The organism is Klebsiella sp. JB_Kp042 (assembly GCF_040065275.1).
Taxonomy (GTDB): domain Bacteria; phylum Pseudomonadota; class Gammaproteobacteria; order Enterobacterales; family Enterobacteriaceae; genus Klebsiella; species Klebsiella quasipneumoniae.
The window spans coordinates 111633-131719 of sequence record NZ_JBEAJL010000115.1 but is presented as its reverse complement, the minus strand read 5'-3'; the positions used below and the strand labels follow the sequence as shown (position 1 = coordinate 131719).

The following is a 20087-nucleotide window of genomic DNA, read 5'->3' as shown; positions in this document are numbered from 1 at the left end:
AAACAAGATCAAACGTGAAGGAAAAATCATGCTCGCCAGTCAACGAAAACAGCAAATCCTGCAGATCCTTGCGGAGGAAAAACAGGTAATGTCCGGGGAGCTGAGCCAACGGTTTAACGTCTCTGAGGACTCCATTCGCCGCGATCTGCGCGAGCTGGCGGCGGAAGGAAAACTGCAGCGGGTCCACGGCGGGGCGCTGCCCGTCTCTGCCGCCATCGCCCCTATTGAAACACGCAAAAGCGTGCAAATCGCCTCCAAACAGGCGGTAGCGCGCGCTGCCGCCGCCCTGATCCAGCCTGGACAGGTGGTGATTGTCGATGGCGGCACCACCACCGCGGCGATGATCGGCTTATTACCCGCCGACCTCAGCTGCACGGTGGTCACTCACAGCCCCGGCATCGCCGTGGCGCTGGTCGATCACCCGCGAATCGAGGTGATCCTGCTCGGCGGCAAAGTGTTTAAGCATTCGGTTGTCGCCGTCGGCCCTGAAACGCTGGAAGCAATGGCGCGGATCAACGCCGATGTGTTCTTTATGGGGGTGACCGGCGTCCACCCGCGAGCGGGTTTTACCACCGGTGATTATGAAGAGGCAGGCATCAAGCGCGCGCTGGCGGCCAGGGCCGCGGAAACCGTGGTGATGGCCTCCCGGGAAAAGCTCAACGCCGCGTCGGCCTTTGCCATCGGCGAGCTGAACCTCGCCAGTACGCTTATCGTCGATGGGGAGCCCGACGCCGCGCTGCGCCAGCGGCTGGTGCAGAGCGGCGTGGAGATCGTCCCCGTTCAGCGGTCGCGCTGACGGGGCGTGGCGCTTAGTTGCCGCCGGACGTCCGGCGCTGCAGCTGGTCGCGCAGGTTCGGCGGGGTGCCCTTAATGGTCAGGGTATCGGTGGCGGGATCCCAGAATACGCGTTCGCCCAGCAGCATCGCGTCGAAGTTAATGGTCAAACCGCCGCCGCTGCCGGCAAACTTGGTCAGCTGACGTAAGGTGCTGCGATCCGCCGGGAAGCTCTCTTCCAGCTCGTAGCCCTGCTCGGCGGTGAATTCCTGGAAGCTCTTTTCGCTGACGCCGGCAAGCTCTTTGGACAGCGACTCCAGCTCAATCTCTTCCCCGGCCTGCAGCTGTTCATTGCAGTAAGCATAGACCTGCTGACGCACATTCTGTCGCTCGGATTTATCAAGCTGCGCGTCGGCGGCAAAGTCATCCACCGCCTGCAGCAGGCCGCGGTTCTGCGCTTTGGCGTTGAGACCTTCGCTGGCGCCGAGGAAATCCATGAAAAAATCGGCCACTTTGCGCCCCACCCGCCCTTTCAGGAAGGTCAGGTAGCGGGTCGACTCCGGGTTGGTTTCCCACTCGGTCAGATCAATGCGCGCGACGATATCGGCATGGTTAATATCCAGATAATGGGTCGAGCGGATATCCAGCTCTTCGTTGACGCGCATGCTGCTCAGGTTATTGAGCACCGCCACCAGCAGATACTCGACCGCCAGGTAACGATACTGACAGAAGAGGACAATGCCCCCTTCGGCGAACGGGTATTTCGCCAGCTCATCGCGCAGGCGGCCGGTCGCCGCGCGGCTGAACGCCAGAAACTCCTCTTCCCCCTGACGCTGCAGGCGCAGCGCCTGCGCCAGTTCGCTCTCTTCATTGAACAAGCCATAGGCTTTGCTTTTGGCGCTATAAACCCGGTGCAGTTCAGCCATCATCTCGACGACCGTCGCGTTCGGCTCCAGCAGTGACTCGCGCAGCACCAGCTCCAGATTTTGTTCATCACGTTTGATTAACTGATGCAGGGCAATCTGGTCGATATCCAGACTCATGTTAAACTCTCCTTTTAGACCGGGCGGTATTCAACCACCGCCGGGTTGCCGACGCAACTGGCGCCACACATTTCGACGTCATGACTGACGATCGGTGCGCTTTTGCGCCGCGGCGAAAAAATGCGGAAAAAAAGCTGCTGCTACGGTAATATGTTGCCCTTTCATGAACAAACAGATTTTGAGTTTATGCCGCAAATTTCCCGCTATAGCGATCAACAGGTCGAACAGTTGCTCAGCGAGCTGACGAACGTCCTGGAATCACACAAAGCCCCGGTTGACCTTTCACTGATGGTGTTAGGCAATATGGTGACCAACCTGATCAACAGTAGCGTCGCGCCGGCGCAGCGTCAGGCCATCGCCCGTTCTTTCGCGCAGGCTTTGCAATCTTCGATTAACGACGATCCAGCGCATTAAGGATAACAGCAACAGTATATGGTGACTCTACGTCAGCCCTACCGAGAAAAAGTCTCCCAGATGGTTAGCTGGGGGCACTGGTTCGCCCTGTTCAACATGTTGTTGGCCATGGTGCTCGGCAGCCGCTACCTTTTTGTCGCCGACTGGCCGACGACGCTTGCCGGACGACTCTTTTCGTACGTCAGTCTCGTCGGGCACTTCAGCTTCCTGGTGTTTACCAGCTATGTGCTGATCCTCTTTCCGTTGACCTTTATCGTGGTCTCGCAGCGCCTGATGCGCTTCCTGTCGGTGATCCTTGCCACCGCCGGGATGACGCTGCTGCTGATAGACAGCGAGGTCTTTACCCGCTTTCATCTTCATTTAAACCCGGTGGTCTGGGAGCTGGTCATCAACCCTGACCAGAATGAGATGGCGCGCGACTGGCAGCTGATGTTTATCAGCGTCCCGGTCATCTTTTTGATTGAAATGCTCTTCGCCACCTGGAGCTGGCAAAAGCTGCGCAGCCTGACGCGTCGCCGCCATTATGCCCGCCCGGTCGCCTGGTTCTTCTTTTTGTCGTTCATCAGCAGCCACCTGGTCTATATCTGGGCGGATGCCAATTTTTATCGCCCGATCACCATGCAGCGAGCGAATCTACCGCTTTCTTATCCGATGACCGCCCGTCGTTTCCTTGAGAAACATGGCCTGCTCGACGCCCAGGATTATCAGCGTCGCCTGGTGGAGCAAGGGGCGCCGGAGGCGGTATCGGTCCAGTATCCGCTCAGTAACCTGCGCTACCGCGACCTCGGCGCGGGCTATAACGTGCTACTGATCACCGTCGACAACCTGAACTACTCGCGGTTTGAAAAAACGATGCCGGCGCTGGCGGCGTTTGCCAAAGAAAACGTGAATTTTACCCAGCATATGAGCTCGGGCAATACCGCCGACAGCGGCCTGTTTGGCCTGTTCTACGGCATTTCGCCAGGCTATATGGACGGTGTCCTCTCGGCGCGTATTCCCGCGGCGCTGATCACCGCCCTCAACCAGCAGGGCTACCAGCTGGGCCTGTTCTCTTCCGATGGGTTTAGCAGCCCGCTGTATCGCCAGGCGCTGCTCTCCGACTTCTCGCTGCCGAGCGCGAAGACCCAGAGCGACGAGCAGACCGCCAATCAGTGGATCGGCTGGCTGGACCGTTACGCGCAGGATGAGAATCGCTGGTTCTCGTGGGTCTCGCTCAATGGCACCACCCTCGACGATACGCAGCAGCAGGGCTTTGTCCGCCGTTATAGCAAGGCGGCAGGCGACGTTGATGCCCAGATCGATCGGGTGCTGACCGCGCTGCGCGAAGCCGGCAAGCTCGATAATACGGTGGTCATTATCACCGGCGGCCACGGCAAGCCGCTTAACGTCAAACACGACCCGTTCGACTGGTCGCGCGAGCAGCTGCAGGTGCCGCTGGTTATTCACTGGCCGGGCACGCCGGCCCAGGAAATTGCCACCCTGACCGATAACAAAGATGTGATGACCACGCTGATGCAGCGCCTGCTTCACGTGTCGACGCCGGCCAATGAGTATTCGCAGGGGGAAGATCTGTTCAGCGCCGCGCGGCGTCGGAACTGGGTCACCGCGGCCAACGGCGATACGCTGGCCATTACCACCCCGGCTATCACCGTGGTCCTCAACCATAACGGCACCTATACCACCTGGAGCCGCGACGGTGAGAAAATCAAAGATCAGAAACCGCAGCTCAGCCTGTTGCTGCAGGTCCTGACCGATGAAAAACGCTTTATCGCTAACTGATTGATTAATTATGAATCAATCGCGCGCGACCCGCTTGCATTCGCCTGGGGAACGGGTAATATTGTTCCCCACGCGTCGGCACGTAGCGCAGCCTGGTAGCGCACCGTCATGGGGTGTCGGGGGTCGGAGGTTCAAATCCTCTCGTGCCGACCAAAAATCCCTGAGAAACCAGCCTTTTAAGGCTGGTTTTTTTATGCCCCTCTTTTACGCTTGTTCCCCTCAGCTCGTTGAATTTGTGCCCTTTCCGCGCCACAGCGTATAGAGTACGACTATCCTGATGGTAAATTACGTCGTAGCATCTATTATTCGACCGTATGACTCATAAGCAGGAGCGGATGACATGAGAGTTAATGGACTTACCAAAGGATTTTTCATCCTTATCGTCTTCATTGTAACCCTGGCCTTTTTTGATGTTCTCTCACCCTATTATTCCGCCATCCTCTGGGCCGCCATCCTCGCGGTGATTTTCAATCCGGTCAAAAACAAGATGCGCACCCGCCTCGGCGAACGTAACGGCCTTGCGGCGCTGATGACTATCGTCATTATCTGCCTTATCGTGTTTACGCCGCTGGCGATTATCCTGTCGTCACTGGCCTACGAGCTGAACGTGGTGTACAGCAAACTGCAGCATAACGATACCCAGTTCCCGACGGTGGTCGCCAGCCTGATCGCCCACCTCCCCGGCTGGGCCAGAAGCTTCCTCGCCGAACATAACCTGGATAGCGCGCAGCAGATCCAGCAGCAGCTCTCCGATGTCGCCCTGAAAGGCGGCCAGTATCTGGCCGGCAGCGCGTTTCTGATTGGTAAAGGCACCTTTGGCTTTACCGTCAGCTTCGGCATCATGCTGTACCTACTGTTTTTCCTGCTGAAGGATGGACCTTACCTGGTGCTGTTGATCCTCGAATCTCTGCCGTTATCCAGCTACGTGAAGCAGCACCTGTTCGCTAAGTTCGCCGCAGTGGCCCGCGCCACGGTAAAAGGCACCGTCGCCGTGGCACTGGCGCAGGGGGCGCTGGGCGGCTTTGCCTTCTGGATCGCCGGTCTGGACGGCAGCATTCTCTGGGGCGCGCTGATGGCGTTCCTGTCGCTTATCCCGGCGGTAGGCTCGGCCATTATCTGGGTGCCGGCGGCGATTTACCTGTTTGCCACCGGCCAGCTGTGGCAGGGCGCCTTTATCGTCGGCTTCTTTGTCATTGTGATTGGCCTGGTGGACAACATTCTGCGTCCGCTGCTGGTGGGCAAGGATACCAGGATGCCGGACTATCTGATCCTCATCGCCACCCTCGGCGGCATGGAGATCTACGGTATTAACGGCTTTGTTATCGGCCCGCTGATCGCCGCCTTGTTTATCGCCTGCTGGAATTTGCTGTCGGGGCGGGAACACGCTGGCAACACTGATGAAATCGATGAAGAATTTATTGAGGAAGCGAAAAATAGCCGTAATGAATAATTTCACCGGCAGGCCTCTGGCGGCCTGCCAGCGCCCCTGTTGCGCTCTGCGCGGCCGACGTCTTACCAGTAGATAACACTATTCATTTTGCAAAAATTGGTAAATAAATCTTAACATTTAGCAAAGTGATGATAGGCTATCTCTGTCAGGAACGAAAATAAAGGATGATCAACCGTGAAAAAAATCACTACGCTAGCCGTTTCTCTGCTGACCGCCGCCTGCATGTCCGCCGGCGCCCTGGCCGCAGACCAGCCGCTGGAAAAAGTCGCGCCGTTCCCGAAAGCGGAAAAAGGCATGAAGCGTCAGGTTATTCAGCTGCCGCAGCAGCAGGATGAATCGGCGCTGAAGGTTGAGCTGATGATCGGCCAGACGCTGGAAATCGACTGCAACCACCATCGTCTCGGCGGGGAGCTGGAAAGCAAAACCCTGGAAGGCTGGGGTTATGACTACTATGTTTTTGATAAGCTGAGCGGCCCGGTATCCACCATGATGGCCTGCCCGGACGGCAAGAAAACGAAGAAATTTGTGACTGCCGGCCTCGGCGATGACGCCATGCTGCGCTACAACAGCAAGCTGCCGATCGTCGTCTACACGCCGACCAATGTCGATGTGAAATATCGCATCTGGCGCGCGGAGGAGACTATCGGTAACGCCGAGGTCCGCTAAGGCGCGCCATTAAAACGGCAATATAAAAACGGCAGCCCGCAGGCTGCCGTTTTTGTCAGAGCGCAATATCCGCTATCGGCTTGCCGCCGCTCAGCGGCTTCAGCTCCGCCTGCGGGGCTTCATCCATCGCCGCGGCTGGCTCATATTTCAGCTCCAGCACTTCACTGGTCCACGCCAGCGCTTTCTCAATCTCCGCCGGGTTGCCATCAAGGCGAATACCGTAGGTCGGGATGATCGCCTTCAGCCTGGCCTGCCATTCCGGCGAATTAACTTTGTCCTTAAACACTTTTTCCATCAGCTGCAGCATGATAGGCGCCGCGGTGGAGGCGCCTGGCGATGCGCCGAGCAGCGCCGCGACGGTGCCTTCGTCATCGCTGACCACTTCGGTGCCCAGGCGGAGTACCCCGCCCTTCTTCGCATCGCGCTTGATGATCTGCACGCGCTGACCGGCCTGCCACAACCGCCAGTCCTCTTTCCGCGCTTCCGGATAGTATTCGCACAGCGCGGCCAGACGATCTTTATCTTTCTGCATCACCTGGCTAATCAGATATTTCACCAGATCGAAGTTGTCCAGGCCGACGTTGAGCATCGGCAGGATATTCGAGGTATTGGTCGAGGCCAGCAGATCCCACAGCGAACCGTTCTTCAGGAAGCGGGTCGAGAAGGTCGCGAACGGCCCGAACAGCACCACGCGTTTACCGTCGATAATACGGGTATCGATATGCGGCACCGACATCGGCGGCGCGCCCACTTCGGCCTGGCCGTAAACCTTCGCCAGATGGTGGTTTACCACCTCCGGATTTTCGCAGACCAGGAACTGGCCGCCGACCGGGAAGCCCGCATACTCTTTGGCCTGCGGAATGCCGGTTTCCTGCAGCAGGGTCAGCGCCGCGCCGCCGGCGCCGATAAAGATAAATTTGGCTTTAATAACCCGCTTCTGACGACGGTTGTCGGCATCCGCGAGGGTGACCGTCCAGCTCTTGTCGGCGTTGCGCTTGAAGCGACGTACCACGGTGCCCAACTGGAGGGAGAAATTATCATGCTTTTGCAGGCTGGCGATCAGCTGGCGGGTGATTTCGCCATAGTTGACGTCGGTTCCCACTTCCGTACGGGTGGCGGCCACTTTTTGCAGCGGGTCGCGACCTTCCATCACCAGCGGCGCCCAGGCTTTGATCTGCTGATGGTCTTCAGAGTAACGAATGCCGCGGAACAGTTCGCTCTGCTGCAGCGCCGCATAGCGCGCGCGCAGGAAGTTGACGTTATCTTCGCCCCACACAAAGCTCATGTGCGGCACGCTGTTAATGAATGATTTTGGTTTGTTCAGGACGCCGCGCGTCACCTGATGCGCCCAGAACTGACGCGAGATGTGGAAGGCTTCGTTGATGTCGACCGCTTTGTCGATATTGATGCCGTTGGCGGTCTGCGGCGTGTAGTTCAGCTCCATCAGCGCCGCGTGGCCGGTCCCCGCATTGTTCCACCCGTTTGAGCTCTCTTCCGCCACGCTGGACATCTGCTCAACCATGGTAATAGACCAGTCTGGCTCAAGCTCCTGCAGCCAGGTTCCCAGTGTGGCGCTCATAATGCCGCCGCCAATCAACAATACATCCGTCTCTTGCTCATGGCGGGTGTTGGTCCGAGTGCTGTTGGGACCAACCGCCTGTGAGCGTGGTACGGCCATCTTTTTATTCATCGGATTTGAGCCTTACTTTACTCGCTGTTTTTATTTAGCGCAGGTGATACGATTCTCACCCCTCACGTTACCACCGAAGCTCAAAAATTTAAATATTGTTTAAATTTTAAGTTCTGTTTTGAGATCCGTTATAAAAATGTTTAATAAATGTATACAGCAAATCACTTTTTGTACTGGTGCTCTGGTAGATTCCGCGCTATCATCCCTGGTTTTGTGACAGACCGCACGGAAGCTGGGTCTGACACCGCTCCTCCTTTTTTTATAAGCTGCGAACTTTTTTTATGCCTCCAGTTTCTGACTCCGCCGCTTCCGGCAACCTGCGCACCATCCTCCGTTCTCCGTCGCTGCTGACGCGCGAAGCCCTGGCCGGCGTGCTCACCGCCCTGGCGTTAATCCCGGAAGTGATTTCGTTTTCTGTCATCGCCGGCGTTGACCCACAGGTGAGCCTGATTGCTTCCGTGGTGCTCTGTCTGGCGATGTCGCTACTCGGCGGACGCCCGGCGATGGTCACCGCGGCCGCGGGCTCAGTAGCGCTGGTCATTGGCCCGATGGTGCATCAGCACGGCGTGGGTTACATTCTGCCAGCCGTCATTCTGGCGGGTATTATTCAAATTTTGTTTGGTCTGTGCGGCATGGCGCGCCTGATGCGCTTTATCCCCCCGGCGGTGATGACCGGGTTCGTCAACGCCCTCGGGATCCTGATTTTCTTTGCCCAGGTGCCGCACTTCTGGAGCCGCCAGCCGCTCATCGTCGGCCTGTTTGTCCTGACGCTGCTTATCGTCCTGTGGGCGCCGCGCTTTATTAAGGCTATCCCGGCGCCGCTGATCGCCATCGTCGCGCTCACTCTCTATACCGTCACCACCGGCCAGCTGCTGCCGACCGTCGGCGATGAAGGCTCGATGAGCGGCGGCCTGCCGGGATTCACCGCCCTGACCGTTCCCCTCAATCTTGCCACGCTGCAGATTATCTGGCCGTGCGCCCTCAGCATCGCCTTTGTCGGCCTGATGGAGTCTTTGCTGACGGCTAAGCTGGTGGATGACCTGACCCATACGCCGTCGAATAAATCGCGGGAGAGCGCCGGGCTGGGTATCGCCAACATCCTCGCCGGCTGTTATGGCGGTATCGCGGGCTGCGCGATGATCGGCCAGACCATCGTTAACGTGGAAATGGGCAAAGCCCGCAGCCGTCTCTCTACGGCGATCGCCGGTCTGGTGCTGCTCCTGCTGGTGACAGCGCTCAGCCAGGTGATGGCGAAGATCCCGATGGCGGTCCTGGCCGGGGTGATGGTGATCGTGGCGGTGAAGACCTTTAGCTGGCACAGCATTCGCCCGGGCGAGCTGGCGCGCAATCCGTGGCCGGAAACGCTGGTGATGCTGGTGACCGTCGCCGCGACGGTGGGAACCAGCAATCTGGCGATTGGCGTGCTGGCGGGGATCGTCGCGATGGCGATCATCCCCCGCCGCCTGCGGGCAAAAGCGCAGGCTACATCAGAAACAGCGTCGCCAGCCCCAGAAAAATAAAGAAGCCGCCGGTGTCGGTGATAGCGGTGATCATCACGCTGGAGCCGACCGCCGGGTCGCGCCCCAGCTTCACCATGACCATCGGGATGATGACGCCCATCATCGCCGCCATCAGCAGGTTGAGCATCATGGCCAGCGTCATCACTCCGCCAAGCTGCGGATCGTCATACAGCCACCAGGTGATGCCCCCCATGATCCCGCCCCACACCAGGCCATTAATCAGCGCAACGCCCATTTCACGCAGGATCAGGAAGGTAAAGCTGCCGGGCTGGATCTGCTGCAGCGCCATCGCCCGGACGATCATGGTGATCGTCTGGTTGCCGGTATTGCCGCCGATCCCGGCGACGATCGGCATCAGCGAGGCCAGCGCCACCAGCTGAGAAATGGTGTGTTCGAAGCCGTCGATGACCCTGGAAGCGATAAACGCCGTACACAGGTTGACCGCCAGCCACGCCCAGCGAGTTTTTACCGCCTTGCTGACCGGGGCGAAGACATCTTCTTCATCGCTCAGACCGCCCATCCGCCGCAGATCGTTGTCGGTCTCTTCATAGACCACATCGACGATCTCATCGATGGTCAGACGGCCGATCAGCTTACCATCGGCATCGATAACGGCGGCGCTGAGCAAGTCATCACGTTCGAAGGTGCGCGCCACCTTCTCCGCCTCTTCGTGCGGCTGAAAGGTGACCGGATCGCCCTCCATCACCTCCCCCACCCGCTTCTGCGCATCGTTGAGCAGAATGGTCTGCAGCTCCAGCTCGCCGAGCAGCAGCTTATTGCGGGTGGTGACAAACAGTTTGTCGGTGTTCTCCGGCATTTTACCGAGACGCCGCAAATAGCGCTGGACCGCCGCCAGGGTGGCCTCCGGCCGCACCGTAATGACCTCAAACTCCATGATCGACCCGACGCTGTTGTCGGCGTAGCGCATGATCTGGCGAATACGGGCGCGCTTCTCGGCCGGCAGGGTCGCCAGCAACCGTCCGGTCAGGTTGCGCGGCAGATGCTGCAGCAGGTAAACCTGTTCATCGATATCCAGCGGCTGCATCGCCTGCAGCAGCTCGTGGTCGCTCATCTTATCGATGAGGTCGCCCCAGACGTTTTCTGAGGCTTCCAGCAGCACTTCGCCGCGTTTATCGTCGGGCACCTGGCACCACAGCGCGGTGCGGGCGTCATAGGGGAGCGCTTCCAGCGCATCGGCGAGATCCGGCGGCGGCAGATGCGAGACCAGGATTTCCACTTCGGCCAGGTCATCGGCGAGCGTACCTTCATCGTAACGTTCTGCCAGCGTCAGTTTGCCCAGCAGCGCAGAGGTCACCGCTTTATCGGTGCTCAACAGCCAAATCAGACGGGCGCGCTCTTCGTCACGCAAGCGGGCGCTTTTTTTATGCAAAACGGACATCGGTCGGGCAATCCTTTTGAGAATAGTGAGCCGGCCTGCGGGCCGGAAGCCTTAAGCATAGCGCGAGGAGGGGGAAATAATAACCGTCAGCAATGTAGACGCTGAAAATTTCAGCGGCGCCCGGGCTTTCCCCGGGCGCGCAGCGTGAATCAGGCCGTGCGGGCCACCGCATCGCGGGAGGCCTGCGCCCGCTCTTCGCCGGTGAGCTCTGACAGCTGCCCGGCACGCATCTCCAGCAGGCGATCGGCGTGCTGGAAGTAGTGATCGTCATGGCTGATGGCGAACACGGTTTTCCCCATCTGCTTCATCAACGGCAGCAGGACCTGATAGAACTCGCGGCGGAAATGCGGATCCTGATCCGCCGCCCATTCATCCAGCAGAATGATATCCCGGGACTCGGCCAGCGCCAGCAGGAGCGCCACGCGCTTCTTCTGCCCTTTCGACAGCCGCAGGTCGCCGATCTTACCGTTTTCCAGCTGCAGCTTGTGGGCCATTTGCAGACGCTCCAGCCACGTTGCCACCAGCGCCGGATCGGCCTCCTCGCCCTGCGGCCCGAGCAGACGGTCGAACAGCCAGACGTCGGTAAACACGGCGGAGAACAGTTTGCGGTACGCCTCCGGTTTATCCGCCGCCAGCGGCTGGCCGTCCACCAGAATCTGACCGGAAACCGGCTGATACAGGCCGGTCAGGAGCATCGCCAGGGTTGACTTGCCGCTGCCGTTGCCGCCGATCAGAAACACCAGTTCGCCGCGTTTTAGCGTCAGATTAAGCGGCCCTACCGCAAAGCGATGCTCCGGATAATGGAAAGTGACATCGCGCAGCTCCAGCGTCTGCCAGTCAGCCTGCGGCTGCGGCCGGGGGAAATCGGCCCGGTAAGGGGCGAGGGAGAACTGGCGCAGCTTGTTGAACGCCACCTGGGCGCTCAGCAGCGTGGGCAGCGCACCGACGGCGGAGAGCAGCGGCGTGCGCAAAAACAGCAGCGTCAGGGAGTAGGTCGCCGCCACGGCGGTATCCGCCCAGCCGAGGCTGTTGGCCATCCAGAACACCAGCCCGATGGCGCCAAGCATCATAATATTCGACCAGTTGACCGCGCTGAGATGGAAGGTATCGGCGCGAACGATGTGGTGCCGGTACTCACGGGCGTCCGGGAGGTAGAGCTGATTAAACACATACTCCGCGCGCTCGCGGTTGAGGGTCAGCTCTTTGCGCCCTTCCAGCACCGTCTGGTAGTCGTGATAGAGCTTATCTTCCGTTTCGCGCAGGCTGGCCATATGTCTGTAGACCCGCGATACCAGCACAAAACCGCCCCAAATGGTGAGCGCCATCCACAGGGCCGTCACCAGCATCATTTTTCCTGACAGCCAGGCCAGATAAGCGGCGGAGCCGAAGGTGAGAATGATCCCCTGCACCAGCTCAGGGAGGCGTACAAAGGCGATGGTAATATTGCGGATATCGCTGGTCAGCCCGGCAAGCAGCGACGCGCTGCCGATCTTCTCCACCTGTTCAATCTGGGTATCGAGGATGCGTTTCACAAACTCGCCGCGCAGGCGATAAACAAAATGATGGCCGAGGGTGGTCAACGCCAGCTGCGAGCCCAGGGTCACCGCCATCAACAGCCCCAGCAGGCCAAGAAATTCCGGCAGCACCCGCAGCGAGGTATCGACAGTGGCGATCAGGCGCAGGTTAATAAAGGCGATTAAGCCGATACCCAGCGCGGCGCTGAGCAGGCTGAGGGCAATAACGCCCAGAAACGGCCAGCGATACTGGCGCCAGACGAGAGAAAGAAGTTCCATAACAGGCTATCCGGAAAAGCAAAACAGCCAGCAGTTTAAACGGCTCGCCGGTGACATCAAGAATAATTCTTATTTTAATCGCCGGGACGGCCCGCCTGCCGAAAGGTGAGGTTATATCGACAGTCTCCGGTCTCGGGATGATGGCCCGCTTTCAGCGGCTGAACGCCATGATAAAACAGGCGCGACTCCCCGCCCCAGACCACCACATCGCCATGCTCCAGCAGCAGCCGCTGCAGCGGGTCGCTGCGCTGCAACCCGCCAAACTGAAAGATGGCCGGCACCCCCAGCGAGACCGAGACGATCGGCGCCCGCAGATCCTGTTCATCTTTATCCTGATGCAACGACAGCTTTGCGCCGGGCTGGTAGCGGTTAATCAGACAGGCGTCGGGGGAAAAGCCCGGGTAGCCGCCGGCCGCGGCTGCCGCCAGCGCCAGTTCACGGAATACGGCCGGCATCGGCGGCCAGGCGTGATGAGTTACCGGGTCGACCGGGGCGTAGAGGTAGCCGTGGCGATCGGTGGTCCAGCCCAGCCGGCCGCAGTTGGTCATCGCCACCGACATGGTGTACCCGCCCGGCGTGACCATCTGGCGAAACGGCGACTGACGGGCGACGTCGGCAATCGCCTGCAGCAGCCCCGGAGCGCGCTCGCGGGCAAAGCGCCGAAGGACCACCGCGCCGGGGGCCAGTGGCTCCTGCCACGGTGGGGTATCGCTAAACAGATCGAGCATTACTCCTCCTCTCGTTGCGCCTCGCGCGCCAGCAGCTGCGCTTTTCGCGCGGTTCCCCAGCGATAACCGGACAGCGCGCCATTCTCACGCACCACCCGATGGCAGGGAACGATCACCGCCAGCGAATTCGCCGCGCAGGCGCCGGCCACGGCTCTTACCGCCCGCGGCTGGCCAATATGCTCCGCCACCTGGCGGTAGCTGCGGGTCTCACCCGCCGGGATCTGCCGCAGCGCCTGCCAGACCTGCAGCTGGAACGCGGTGCCCTGCAGATCCAGCGGCAGCGACACCGGCCGCCGGCTGTCGTCGAGGTGGGCGAAAATCTCCGCCATCTGACGACGAAACTCAGGGTCGCCCTGGCGCAGCTCGGCGCGGGGAAAGCGCTGGCGCAGATCGTCGAGCAATGCAGCATCGTTATCACCCGGCAGCACGGCGCAGACGCCGCGTTCGCTTTGCGCCACCAGGCAGCGGCCCAGCGCGCAGTCGCCCGTCGTCCAGGTCACCACGGCGGCGGCGCCGCCGCGGCGAAACTGGCTGGCGGTCATCCCTAAGGCGGCATCGGCCTGGCGATAATAGCTGCTGCTGTCGGGGAAGCCGGCCGCCAGCGCGGCGCGGGTCACCGGCTTCCCCTGCTCCAGCGCCTCGCGCAGGCGTCGCGCGCGCCACGCCTGCTGCCAGGCTTTGGGGGTCATACCGGTCACGGATTTGAATAAACGGTGGAAATGAAACGGGCTGACCGCCAGCTCGCGCGCCAGCGCCTCGAGGGTCAGGGGCGCCTCCTGCTCCAGCAAGCGACATGCCTGCGCCACTTTATCGATCCTTTGCTGCTGCGGGCAGGCTTTATCCGGCTGGCAGCGTTTGCAGGGGCGGAATCCCGCCGCCACGGCAGCAGCGACGTCAGCAAAAAAGCTCACGTTTTCCCGCCGCGCGCGCCGCGAGCGGCAGGAGGGACGGCAGCAGATGCCGGTGGTCAGTACCGCAAAGACGAACTGACCATCGGCCCGGGTATCACGCTCGCAGACCGCCTGCCAGCGGCGGTCATCGGTATCGGCAACTATCGGTTTCATCACGGGTCTCCTGCTGTAAGTGTATCCTCAGTCTGCGGTAAAGCCCGCCGCAAAAAACCCGCAATCTTGCTTTTTAATTTTTTTCGCCGACGAGGAAGGTACGGAACTGCGGCGACATCCAGGTTTTAAAGCCCTCCCCCTCTTTGACGATCATGTAGACTGCCAGCCCTTGCTCGCGCACCACCTGCTGCGCTTTTTCCGGCCCCAGCACCATCAGCCCGGTATCCCAGCCGTCCGCCTCCAGCGCCGTTGGCGCAATAACGGTCACCGAGACCAGCTTATGGGTTATCGGCTGCCCGGTCTGCGGGTCGATGACGTGAGAGATACGTTTCCCGTCGAGTTCATAGTAGTTGCGATAGCTGCCGGAGGTGCTGATGCCGTGGCCATTGATGTCGACAATCGCCTGAACGGCGTTTTCCCGGTCGGTCGGTTTCTGGATCGCCACCCGCCAGGGCTTGCCTTCGCCATTCATCCCGCGGCTGACCAGCGCCCCGCCCACCGACACCAGATAGCGGGAGATCCCCTCCTGCTCCATCAAGCGCGCAAGGTGGTCGGCAGCATAGCCTTCCCCCACGGTGGAGAGGTCGACAAACAGATCGGGAATATCTTTTTGCAGGAACTGCCTGCCGCTCTGATTGATAACCTGCAGATGCTGCAGGCCGGTGCGCGCTTTCGCCGCGGCGATCGCCTGCGCATCCGGGGTGGCGACCGGCTGTTTATCCGGGCCAAAGCCCCACAGATTGACCAGCGGCCCCACGGTGATGTCCATCGCGCCGTCCGTTTTGGCGCCAATCCGCAGCGACAGGGTCACGATGTCCGCCATCGCTTCGCTCACCGGCCAGGGCCGGGTATCCGCCGCGTGGTTGAAACGCATCAGCGCCGAGTCGTTTTTCCAGGTCGACAGCAGGCGATCGTCGGCGTCCAGCTGGGCCTGAACCTTGGCGCGCAGCGCCTGGGCCTTTGCCTCATCCACGCCGATAACGCTGACCCGCCAGAAGGTGCCCATTGTTTTACCATCCAGTACGGTGGCCGTTGAGGCGGGTGTCGCGGGAGTGGTGGCTGAATCGCAGCCAGAGAACAGTACGCAGGCGCCCAACAGCGCGGCGCGAAAGAAAGTCATATCCATTAATCGAGGCTCCTCTTACCAGGGCGACAAGAGTATACCAGCGAGGTTAAACCAGACATAAAAAAAGGCGCCAGAGGCGCCTTTTTGTTATACAGCTTGCAACTTAGAACTGGTAAACCAGGCCCAGGGCAACCACGTCGTCGGTAGAGATACCGGCGTTGCGGGTGAAGCTGTTGTCGTCCAGCAGGTTGATTTTGTAGTCAACATAGGTGGACATGTTTTTGTTGAAGTAGTAGGTCGCGCCAACGTCAACATATTTCAGGATGTCCTGGTCGCCGTAGCCTTCCAGATCCTTACCTTTAGACTGCAGGTAAGCCACGGACGGACGCAGACCGAAGTCGAACTGGTACTGAGCAACCACTTCGAAGTTCTGCGCTTTGTTAGCAAAGCCCAGAGAACCAGCGCGGGTCGCGTTGTAGGTCTGGGTGTACTGAGTGGCCAGGTAGATGTTGTTCGCGTCGTATTTCAGACCGCCGGTGTAGGTTTCAGCGTTGTCGCCACGACCCAGTTCCAGTTGGGTATTCTGATCGCCATTACGTTTGGAGTGAGAGTACGCGAAACCAGCGCTGATGCCATCAAAGATGTCATAGGTCAGAGAGGTACCGTAACCGTCGCCGTTCTGTTTCAGAGCGCCACGACCGTTGTTGGTCGGAGAAGTACCTTCGCCGCTGACGCTGCCGTTTTTACCCTGGTACTGCAGTGCAAAGTTCAGGCCGTCAACCAGACCGAAGAAGTCAGAGTTACGGTAGGTTGCAACGCCGTTAGCACGGGACTGCAGGAAGTTGTCAGAACCGTAGGTGTCGCCGCCGAATTCCGGCAGAACGTCGGTCCAGGACGTTACGTCGTATACTACGCCGTAGTTACGACCGTAGTCGAAAGAGCCCGCGTCGCCAAATTTCAGACCGGCGAATGCCAGACGAGTCCAGGCCTGATCGCTGGAGCTTTCAGTGTTGTTCGCCTGAACGTTGTATTCCCACTGGCCGTAACCGGTCAGCTGGTCGTTGATCTGAGTTTCGCCTTTCACGCCTACACGCATGTAGGTCTGGTCGCCGTCGACGCTCTTGTCGTCAGAGAAGTAGTGCAGACCGTCAATTTTACCGTACAGGTCTAATTTGTTGCCGTCTTTGTTATAAATTTCAGCCGCATTTGCTGCGCCTGCTACCAGCAGAGCCGGTACCAGGAGGGACAGTACTTTAACTTTCATGTTATTAACCCTCTGTTTGTTATATGCCTTTTATTATGCCACTGCTTACTGATTACCCTTCTAATCAGTCGGCTATTTCATTGTGCTGCAAAATGCAGAATAATCCAACAAGAATATGATACTAAAACTTCTAAGATGTTTCAAAGTTCCCACAAGATGTTTCAATTTGTAAATGCAGCGGAACTTTTTTTCACCCCAAAATGGCCATGGAAATACGCACTAATAATCAAAAAAATTATTTAGCCATTCAAAATCAATATGATATACAAAACCAAGCCTATAGCACTGAATGGTAAAACAAAATGATCATTGGTGACTAAAATAAGAGTCGCTATCATCATTAACTTTATTTATTACCGTCATTCAGTTCTGAATGTCTGTTTACCCCTATTTCAACCGGATGCCTCGCATCCGGTTTTTTTTACCCTTCTTTACACAACTTTAATTTATCTGTGCTACAGCCAATGATTCCCTAACGACTATTAATCAATCAATTAGGCCGCCTTTCGTGCTTATTCCGCCAATGTCTTGTTATTTCGTGCGATTCTTCGCTTTTGTTTCTGCCAATATCGTCAGCTGTCAGCCTTGCGGACGCGGTTTCATTTACGCTTCGTTTCTAAGATAATTCCTGGGCGGTATCGCGCCGCTGGCGCCAATCTGTAGTATGGATTTACGCCATTAGCCTTTATACTGCCTGCAGCATCTGCTTTGTTGCCAGTTACTCTGGCGCTACATCCTGTTTACAAACAATGATGAGTCGTTCAGCCACAAGATGACCCCGAAAAAATTCTCTCTGATCCCCGGCAACATCAGCCGCTTCTTCATTTTGATGGTTATTGTCCTGCTGGCGACGATGGGGGTGATGATTCAAAGCGCCGTCAATGCCTGGCTGAAAGAGAAGAGCTATCAGGTGGTTGATGTCTCCCATGCCCTGCACCAGCGTATTGATACCTGGCGCTATGCCACCTGGCAAATCTACGACAATATCGCCGCCACCTCTTCCAACACCGCCAGCGGCGGCCTGCAGGAGACGCGTTTAAAGCAGGACGTGTACTATCTGGAGAAGCCCCGACGTAAAACCGAAGCCCTGATCTTTGGCTCCCACGACAGCTCGACCCTCGAGATGACGCAAAAAATGTCCGATTATCTGGATATTTTGTGGGGCGCGGAGACCATTCCGTGGTCGATGTACTATCTCAATGGTCTGGATAATAGCCTGATTCTCATCTCCACCCTGCCGTTGAAGGACCTCTCCTCAAGCTTTAAAGAGTCAACCATCAGCAGCGTGGTGGAATCCCGGCGCGCGGAAATGCTGCTGCAGGCCAATACCCTTGATGAGCGCGAGACCTTCTCGCCGCTGCGCCATCTTGCCTGGCAGAACGCGCACTACTTTACGTTACGTACTACCTTCAATCAGCCAGGACACCTGGCGACAGTGGTCGCCTTCGACCTGCCGATTAACGATCTGATCCCGCCTGGCATGGCGCTGGACAGCTTCCGTATCGAGCCTGATCCCTCGCAAAATGTTGCCGCCAGCCCCGAGAAAGAGGCTAGCGATCATATCGGGATCACCTTCAACGGCATGCAGATTGACATCGCCACCGACATCAGCACCACCGGTATGCAGGTGCTGTGGACGGTCCCGATGAGCACCATGCTGCTGGAGTCCCTGCAGAACATTCTTCTGCCGCTCCTGCTTAACATTGGCCTGCTGGCGCTGGCCCTGTTCGGTTTCACCGCCTTTCGGCATTATAAAGGACGCAGCAGCGCCTCGGGCGCCGGGCTCCCCTCCGCCGCCAATAGCGAACTGCGTTTACTGCGCGCCATTAATGAAGAAATTGTGTCTTTGCTGCCGCTGGGGCTGCTCGTCCACGATCAGGAAGCCAACCGAACGGTGATCAGCAACCCGATTGCCGACCATCTGCTTCCGCACCTGAACCTGCAGAACATCACCAACATGGCGGACCAGCATCAGGGGGTGATCCAGGCCACCGTCAACAACGAACAGTATGAGATCCGCCAGTATCGCAGCCAGGTAGCGCCGCGTACGCAGATCCTGATTATCCGAGACCAGGACCGCGAAGTGCTGGTTAATAAAAAGCTCAAACAGGCCCAGCGCTTGTATGAGAAAAACCAGCAGGGCCGGGCGGCATTTATGCAGCATATCGGCAGCGCCCTGAAGCAGCCCGCCCTGAACCTGGCGGCCGAGGCAGCAGCGCTCGACGGCGCGGAGAACCGGACGCTGGCGCAGCATGCCGATGAGCTGGTCACACTGATCGATGACATTCAGCTGGCTAACCTGCTGGAAAGCGATGCCTGGAAAACCAGCCAGTCGCTGTTCTCGGTGCAGGAGCTGATCGACGACGTCGTACCGGAGGTGCTGCCGGCGATGAAGCGCAAGGGGCTGCAGTTGCTTATCAATAACGCGCTGCCTGCCGGCGAGCAACGCTATGGCGACCGTGAAGCGCTGCGGCGCACGCTGGTGCTGCTGATCCAGTATTCCGTCACCACCACGCCGATCGGCAAGATCACCCTCGACGTCTGCCAGGAAGAGTCGGCCAGCGATCGCCTGACCTTCCGCATTCTCGATACCGGCAACGGGGTCTCGGCTAACGAGATCGACAATATGCACTTCCCGTATCTCAATGAGACCCAGAGCGATCTGTACGGCAAAGCGAACGCCCTCACCTTCTGGTTATGTGACCGCATGACGCGCAAGCTGGGCGGGCAGTTGACCATCAAAGCGCGGGAGTCGCTGGGGACTCGCTATAGCCTGCATCTGAAAATGCCGGCCAGCGAAGAGGCGCCAGAGGCGGGAGAACATCTGCTGGATGACGTTATCGTCCTGCTGGATGTGACCTCCAGCGAAGTGCGGCGAATTGTCACCCGCCAGCTGGAGAGCTGGGGGGCGTCCTGCATCACGCCGGACGATCGGGCGACAAGTCAAGCGTTCGATCTGTATTTAACGGATAATCCGTCTAATCTTACTGCTTCGGGCTTGCTTTTAAGCGATGATGAGGTTGGGATACGCAAAATCGGCCCGGGCCAACTGCGGGTCAACTTTAATATTAGCACGGCGATGCAGGAGGCTATCCTGCAGCTTATTGAGCAGCAGCTGGCGGAGGAGGCGGTTCAGCCCGCCACCTCAGGAAACGAGAGTAACGCCGAACTCCATGCCAGCGGCTATTACGCACTGTTTGCCGATACGGTACCGGATGATGTTCAGAGATTGTATACTGAAATCGAAGCGGGCGATTTTGCTGCTCTGGCACAAACCGCCCACCGCCTCAAAGGGGCATTTGCTATGCTTAATCTGATACCCGGCAAGCAGTTATGTGAAACGCTTGAGCATCTGATTCGCGAAAAGGATGCGCAAGGCATAGAAAAATATATCAGCGACATTGACGCTTACGTCAAGAGCTTGCTGTAGAAGGTAG

15 protein-coding genes and 1 tRNA gene are annotated in these 20087 nt (G+C 58.5%); 8 read left to right on the top strand and 8 right to left on the bottom strand.

Annotated features, from left to right (window positions below):
- Positions 1-28: 28 nt before the first annotated feature.
- Positions 29-796, top strand: coding sequence for a DeoR/GlpR family DNA-binding transcription regulator (locus ABLV54_RS24620; protein ID WP_044524236.1), 768 nt, complete (start codon positions 29-31; stop codon positions 794-796).
- A gap of 13 nt (positions 797-809) precedes the next feature.
- Here the strand turns inward: ABLV54_RS24620 and yejK are convergent, their stop codons facing one another.
- Positions 810-1817, bottom strand: coding sequence for a nucleoid-associated protein YejK (yejK, locus tag ABLV54_RS24615; protein WP_004144267.1), 1008 nt, complete (start codon positions 1815-1817; stop codon positions 810-812).
- Between the two features lie 186 nt (positions 1818-2003).
- Between yejK and ABLV54_RS24610 the strand changes: the two genes are divergently transcribed.
- The 5 genes from ABLV54_RS24610 to eco all read left to right on the top strand — a co-directional run bounded on the left by ABLV54_RS24610 (position 2004) and on the right by eco (position 6126).
- Positions 2004-2231, top strand: a complete 228-nt coding sequence (locus ABLV54_RS24610; RefSeq protein WP_004195346.1) for a YejL family protein — start codon at positions 2004-2006, stop codon at positions 2229-2231.
- A gap of 18 nt (positions 2232-2249) precedes the next feature.
- Positions 2250-4010 (top strand): LPS biosynthesis-modulating metalloenzyme YejM, encoded by a 1761-nt coding sequence (gene yejM / locus ABLV54_RS24605; RefSeq protein WP_049013176.1) that lies wholly within the window; start codon positions 2250-2252, stop codon positions 4008-4010.
- A gap of 76 nt (positions 4011-4086) precedes the next feature.
- Positions 4087-4163, top strand: a tRNA-Pro gene (locus ABLV54_RS24600).
- Between the two features lie 187 nt (positions 4164-4350).
- Entirely contained in the window at positions 4351-5460 is a 1110-nt protein-coding gene (locus ABLV54_RS24595; RefSeq protein WP_226563605.1) for an AI-2E family transporter, read from the top strand.
- A 174-nt stretch (positions 5461-5634) separates the two neighbouring features.
- Positions 5635-6126, top strand: a complete 492-nt coding sequence (gene eco / locus ABLV54_RS24590; protein ID WP_226563607.1) for a serine protease inhibitor ecotin — start codon at positions 5635-5637, stop codon at positions 6124-6126.
- A gap of 55 nt (positions 6127-6181) precedes the next feature.
- On the opposite strand, the gene mqo is transcribed toward eco, so the two are convergent.
- Positions 6182-7816 carry a malate dehydrogenase (quinone) gene (gene mqo / locus ABLV54_RS24585; RefSeq protein ID WP_032453547.1) on the bottom strand — a complete coding sequence of 545 codons (1635 nt, stop codon included), beginning with the start codon at positions 7814-7816 and terminating at the stop codon, positions 6182-6184.
- Between the two features lie 281 nt (positions 7817-8097).
- On the opposite strand from mqo, the gene ABLV54_RS24580 reads away from it, so the two are divergent.
- Complete coding sequence (locus ABLV54_RS24580; protein ID WP_023290476.1) at positions 8098-9336, top strand: SulP family inorganic anion transporter; 1239 nt, start codon at positions 8098-8100, stop codon at positions 9334-9336.
- Here ABLV54_RS24580 and mgtE read toward each other — a convergent pair.
- The 6 genes from mgtE to ABLV54_RS24550 all read right to left on the bottom strand — a co-directional run bounded on the left by mgtE (position 9299) and on the right by ABLV54_RS24550 (position 16650).
- On the bottom strand, positions 9299-10735 hold the full coding sequence (gene mgtE, locus ABLV54_RS24575; RefSeq protein ID WP_023290477.1) for a magnesium transporter: 1437 nt from the start codon (positions 10733-10735) through the stop codon (positions 9299-9301). The genes ABLV54_RS24580 and mgtE overlap by 38 nt on opposite strands.
- A gap of 149 nt (positions 10736-10884) precedes the next feature.
- Positions 10885-12528, bottom strand: coding sequence for a multidrug ABC transporter permease/ATP-binding protein (locus ABLV54_RS24570; RefSeq protein ID WP_226563609.1), 1644 nt, complete (start codon positions 12526-12528; stop codon positions 10885-10887).
- Positions 12529-12602: 74 nt separating this feature from the next.
- Positions 12603-13256: a DNA oxidative demethylase AlkB gene (gene alkB, locus ABLV54_RS24565; RefSeq protein ID WP_226563611.1), complete on the bottom strand. Its 654-nt coding sequence runs from the start codon at positions 13254-13256 to the stop codon at positions 12603-12605.
- A complete protein-coding gene (gene ada, locus ABLV54_RS24560) occupies positions 13256-14320 on the bottom strand; it encodes a bifunctional DNA-binding transcriptional regulator/O6-methylguanine-DNA methyltransferase Ada (protein WP_226563612.1) in 1065 nt (354 codons plus the stop codon). The genes alkB and ada overlap by 1 nt, the downstream gene beginning before the upstream one ends.
- 73 nt (positions 14321-14393) lie before the next feature.
- On the bottom strand, positions 14394-15446 hold the full coding sequence (gene apbE / locus ABLV54_RS24555) for an FAD:protein FMN transferase ApbE (RefSeq protein WP_023290481.1): 1053 nt from the start codon (positions 15444-15446) through the stop codon (positions 14394-14396).
- A gap of 103 nt (positions 15447-15549) precedes the next feature.
- Positions 15550-16650 (bottom strand): porin OmpC, encoded by a 1101-nt coding sequence (locus ABLV54_RS24550; RefSeq protein ID WP_032733378.1) that lies wholly within the window; start codon positions 16648-16650, stop codon positions 15550-15552.
- Between the two features lie 772 nt (positions 16651-17422).
- Here ABLV54_RS24550 and rcsD point away from each other — a divergent pair.
- Positions 17423-20080 (top strand): phosphotransferase RcsD, encoded by a 2658-nt coding sequence (gene rcsD, locus ABLV54_RS24545; protein ID WP_165457838.1) that lies wholly within the window; start codon positions 17423-17425, stop codon positions 20078-20080.
- Positions 20081-20087: the final 7 nt, after the last annotated feature.

Excerpts from the sequence above, each read along its gene's own strand:
- ABLV54_RS24620 (WP_044524236.1), top strand. The coding sequence starts at position 29 with ATGCTCGCCAGTCAACGAAAACAGCAAATCCTGCAGATCCTTGCGGAG.
- yejK (WP_004144267.1), bottom strand. The coding sequence starts at position 1,817 with ATGAGTCTGGATATCGACCAGATTGCCCTGCATCAGTTAATCAAACGT.
- ABLV54_RS24610 (WP_004195346.1), top strand. The coding sequence starts at position 2,004 with ATGCCGCAAATTTCCCGCTATAGCGATCAACAGGTCGAACAGTTGCTC.
- yejM (WP_049013176.1), top strand. The coding sequence starts at position 2,250 with ATGGTGACTCTACGTCAGCCCTACCGAGAAAAAGTCTCCCAGATGGTT.
- ABLV54_RS24595 (WP_226563605.1), top strand. The coding sequence starts at position 4,351 with ATGAGAGTTAATGGACTTACCAAAGGATTTTTCATCCTTATCGTCTTC.
- mqo (WP_032453547.1), bottom strand. The coding sequence starts at position 7,816 with ATGAATAAAAAGATGGCCGTACCACGCTCACAGGCGGTTGGTCCCAAC.
- ABLV54_RS24580 (WP_023290476.1), top strand. The coding sequence starts at position 8,098 with ATGCCTCCAGTTTCTGACTCCGCCGCTTCCGGCAACCTGCGCACCATC.
- mgtE (WP_023290477.1), bottom strand. The coding sequence starts at position 10,735 with ATGTCCGTTTTGCATAAAAAAAGCGCCCGCTTGCGTGACGAAGAGCGC.
- ABLV54_RS24570 (WP_226563609.1), bottom strand. The coding sequence starts at position 12,528 with ATGGAACTTCTTTCTCTCGTCTGGCGCCAGTATCGCTGGCCGTTTCTG.
- alkB (WP_226563611.1), bottom strand. The coding sequence starts at position 13,256 with ATGCTCGATCTGTTTAGCGATACCCCACCGTGGCAGGAGCCACTGGCC.
- ada (WP_226563612.1), bottom strand. The coding sequence starts at position 14,320 with ATGAAACCGATAGTTGCCGATACCGATGACCGCCGCTGGCAGGCGGTC.
- apbE (WP_023290481.1), bottom strand. The coding sequence starts at position 15,446 with ATGGATATGACTTTCTTTCGCGCCGCGCTGTTGGGCGCCTGCGTACTG.
- ABLV54_RS24550 (WP_032733378.1), bottom strand. The coding sequence starts at position 16,650 with ATGAAAGTTAAAGTACTGTCCCTCCTGGTACCGGCTCTGCTGGTAGCA.
- rcsD (WP_165457838.1), top strand. The coding sequence starts at position 17,423 with ATGACCCCGAAAAAATTCTCTCTGATCCCCGGCAACATCAGCCGCTTC.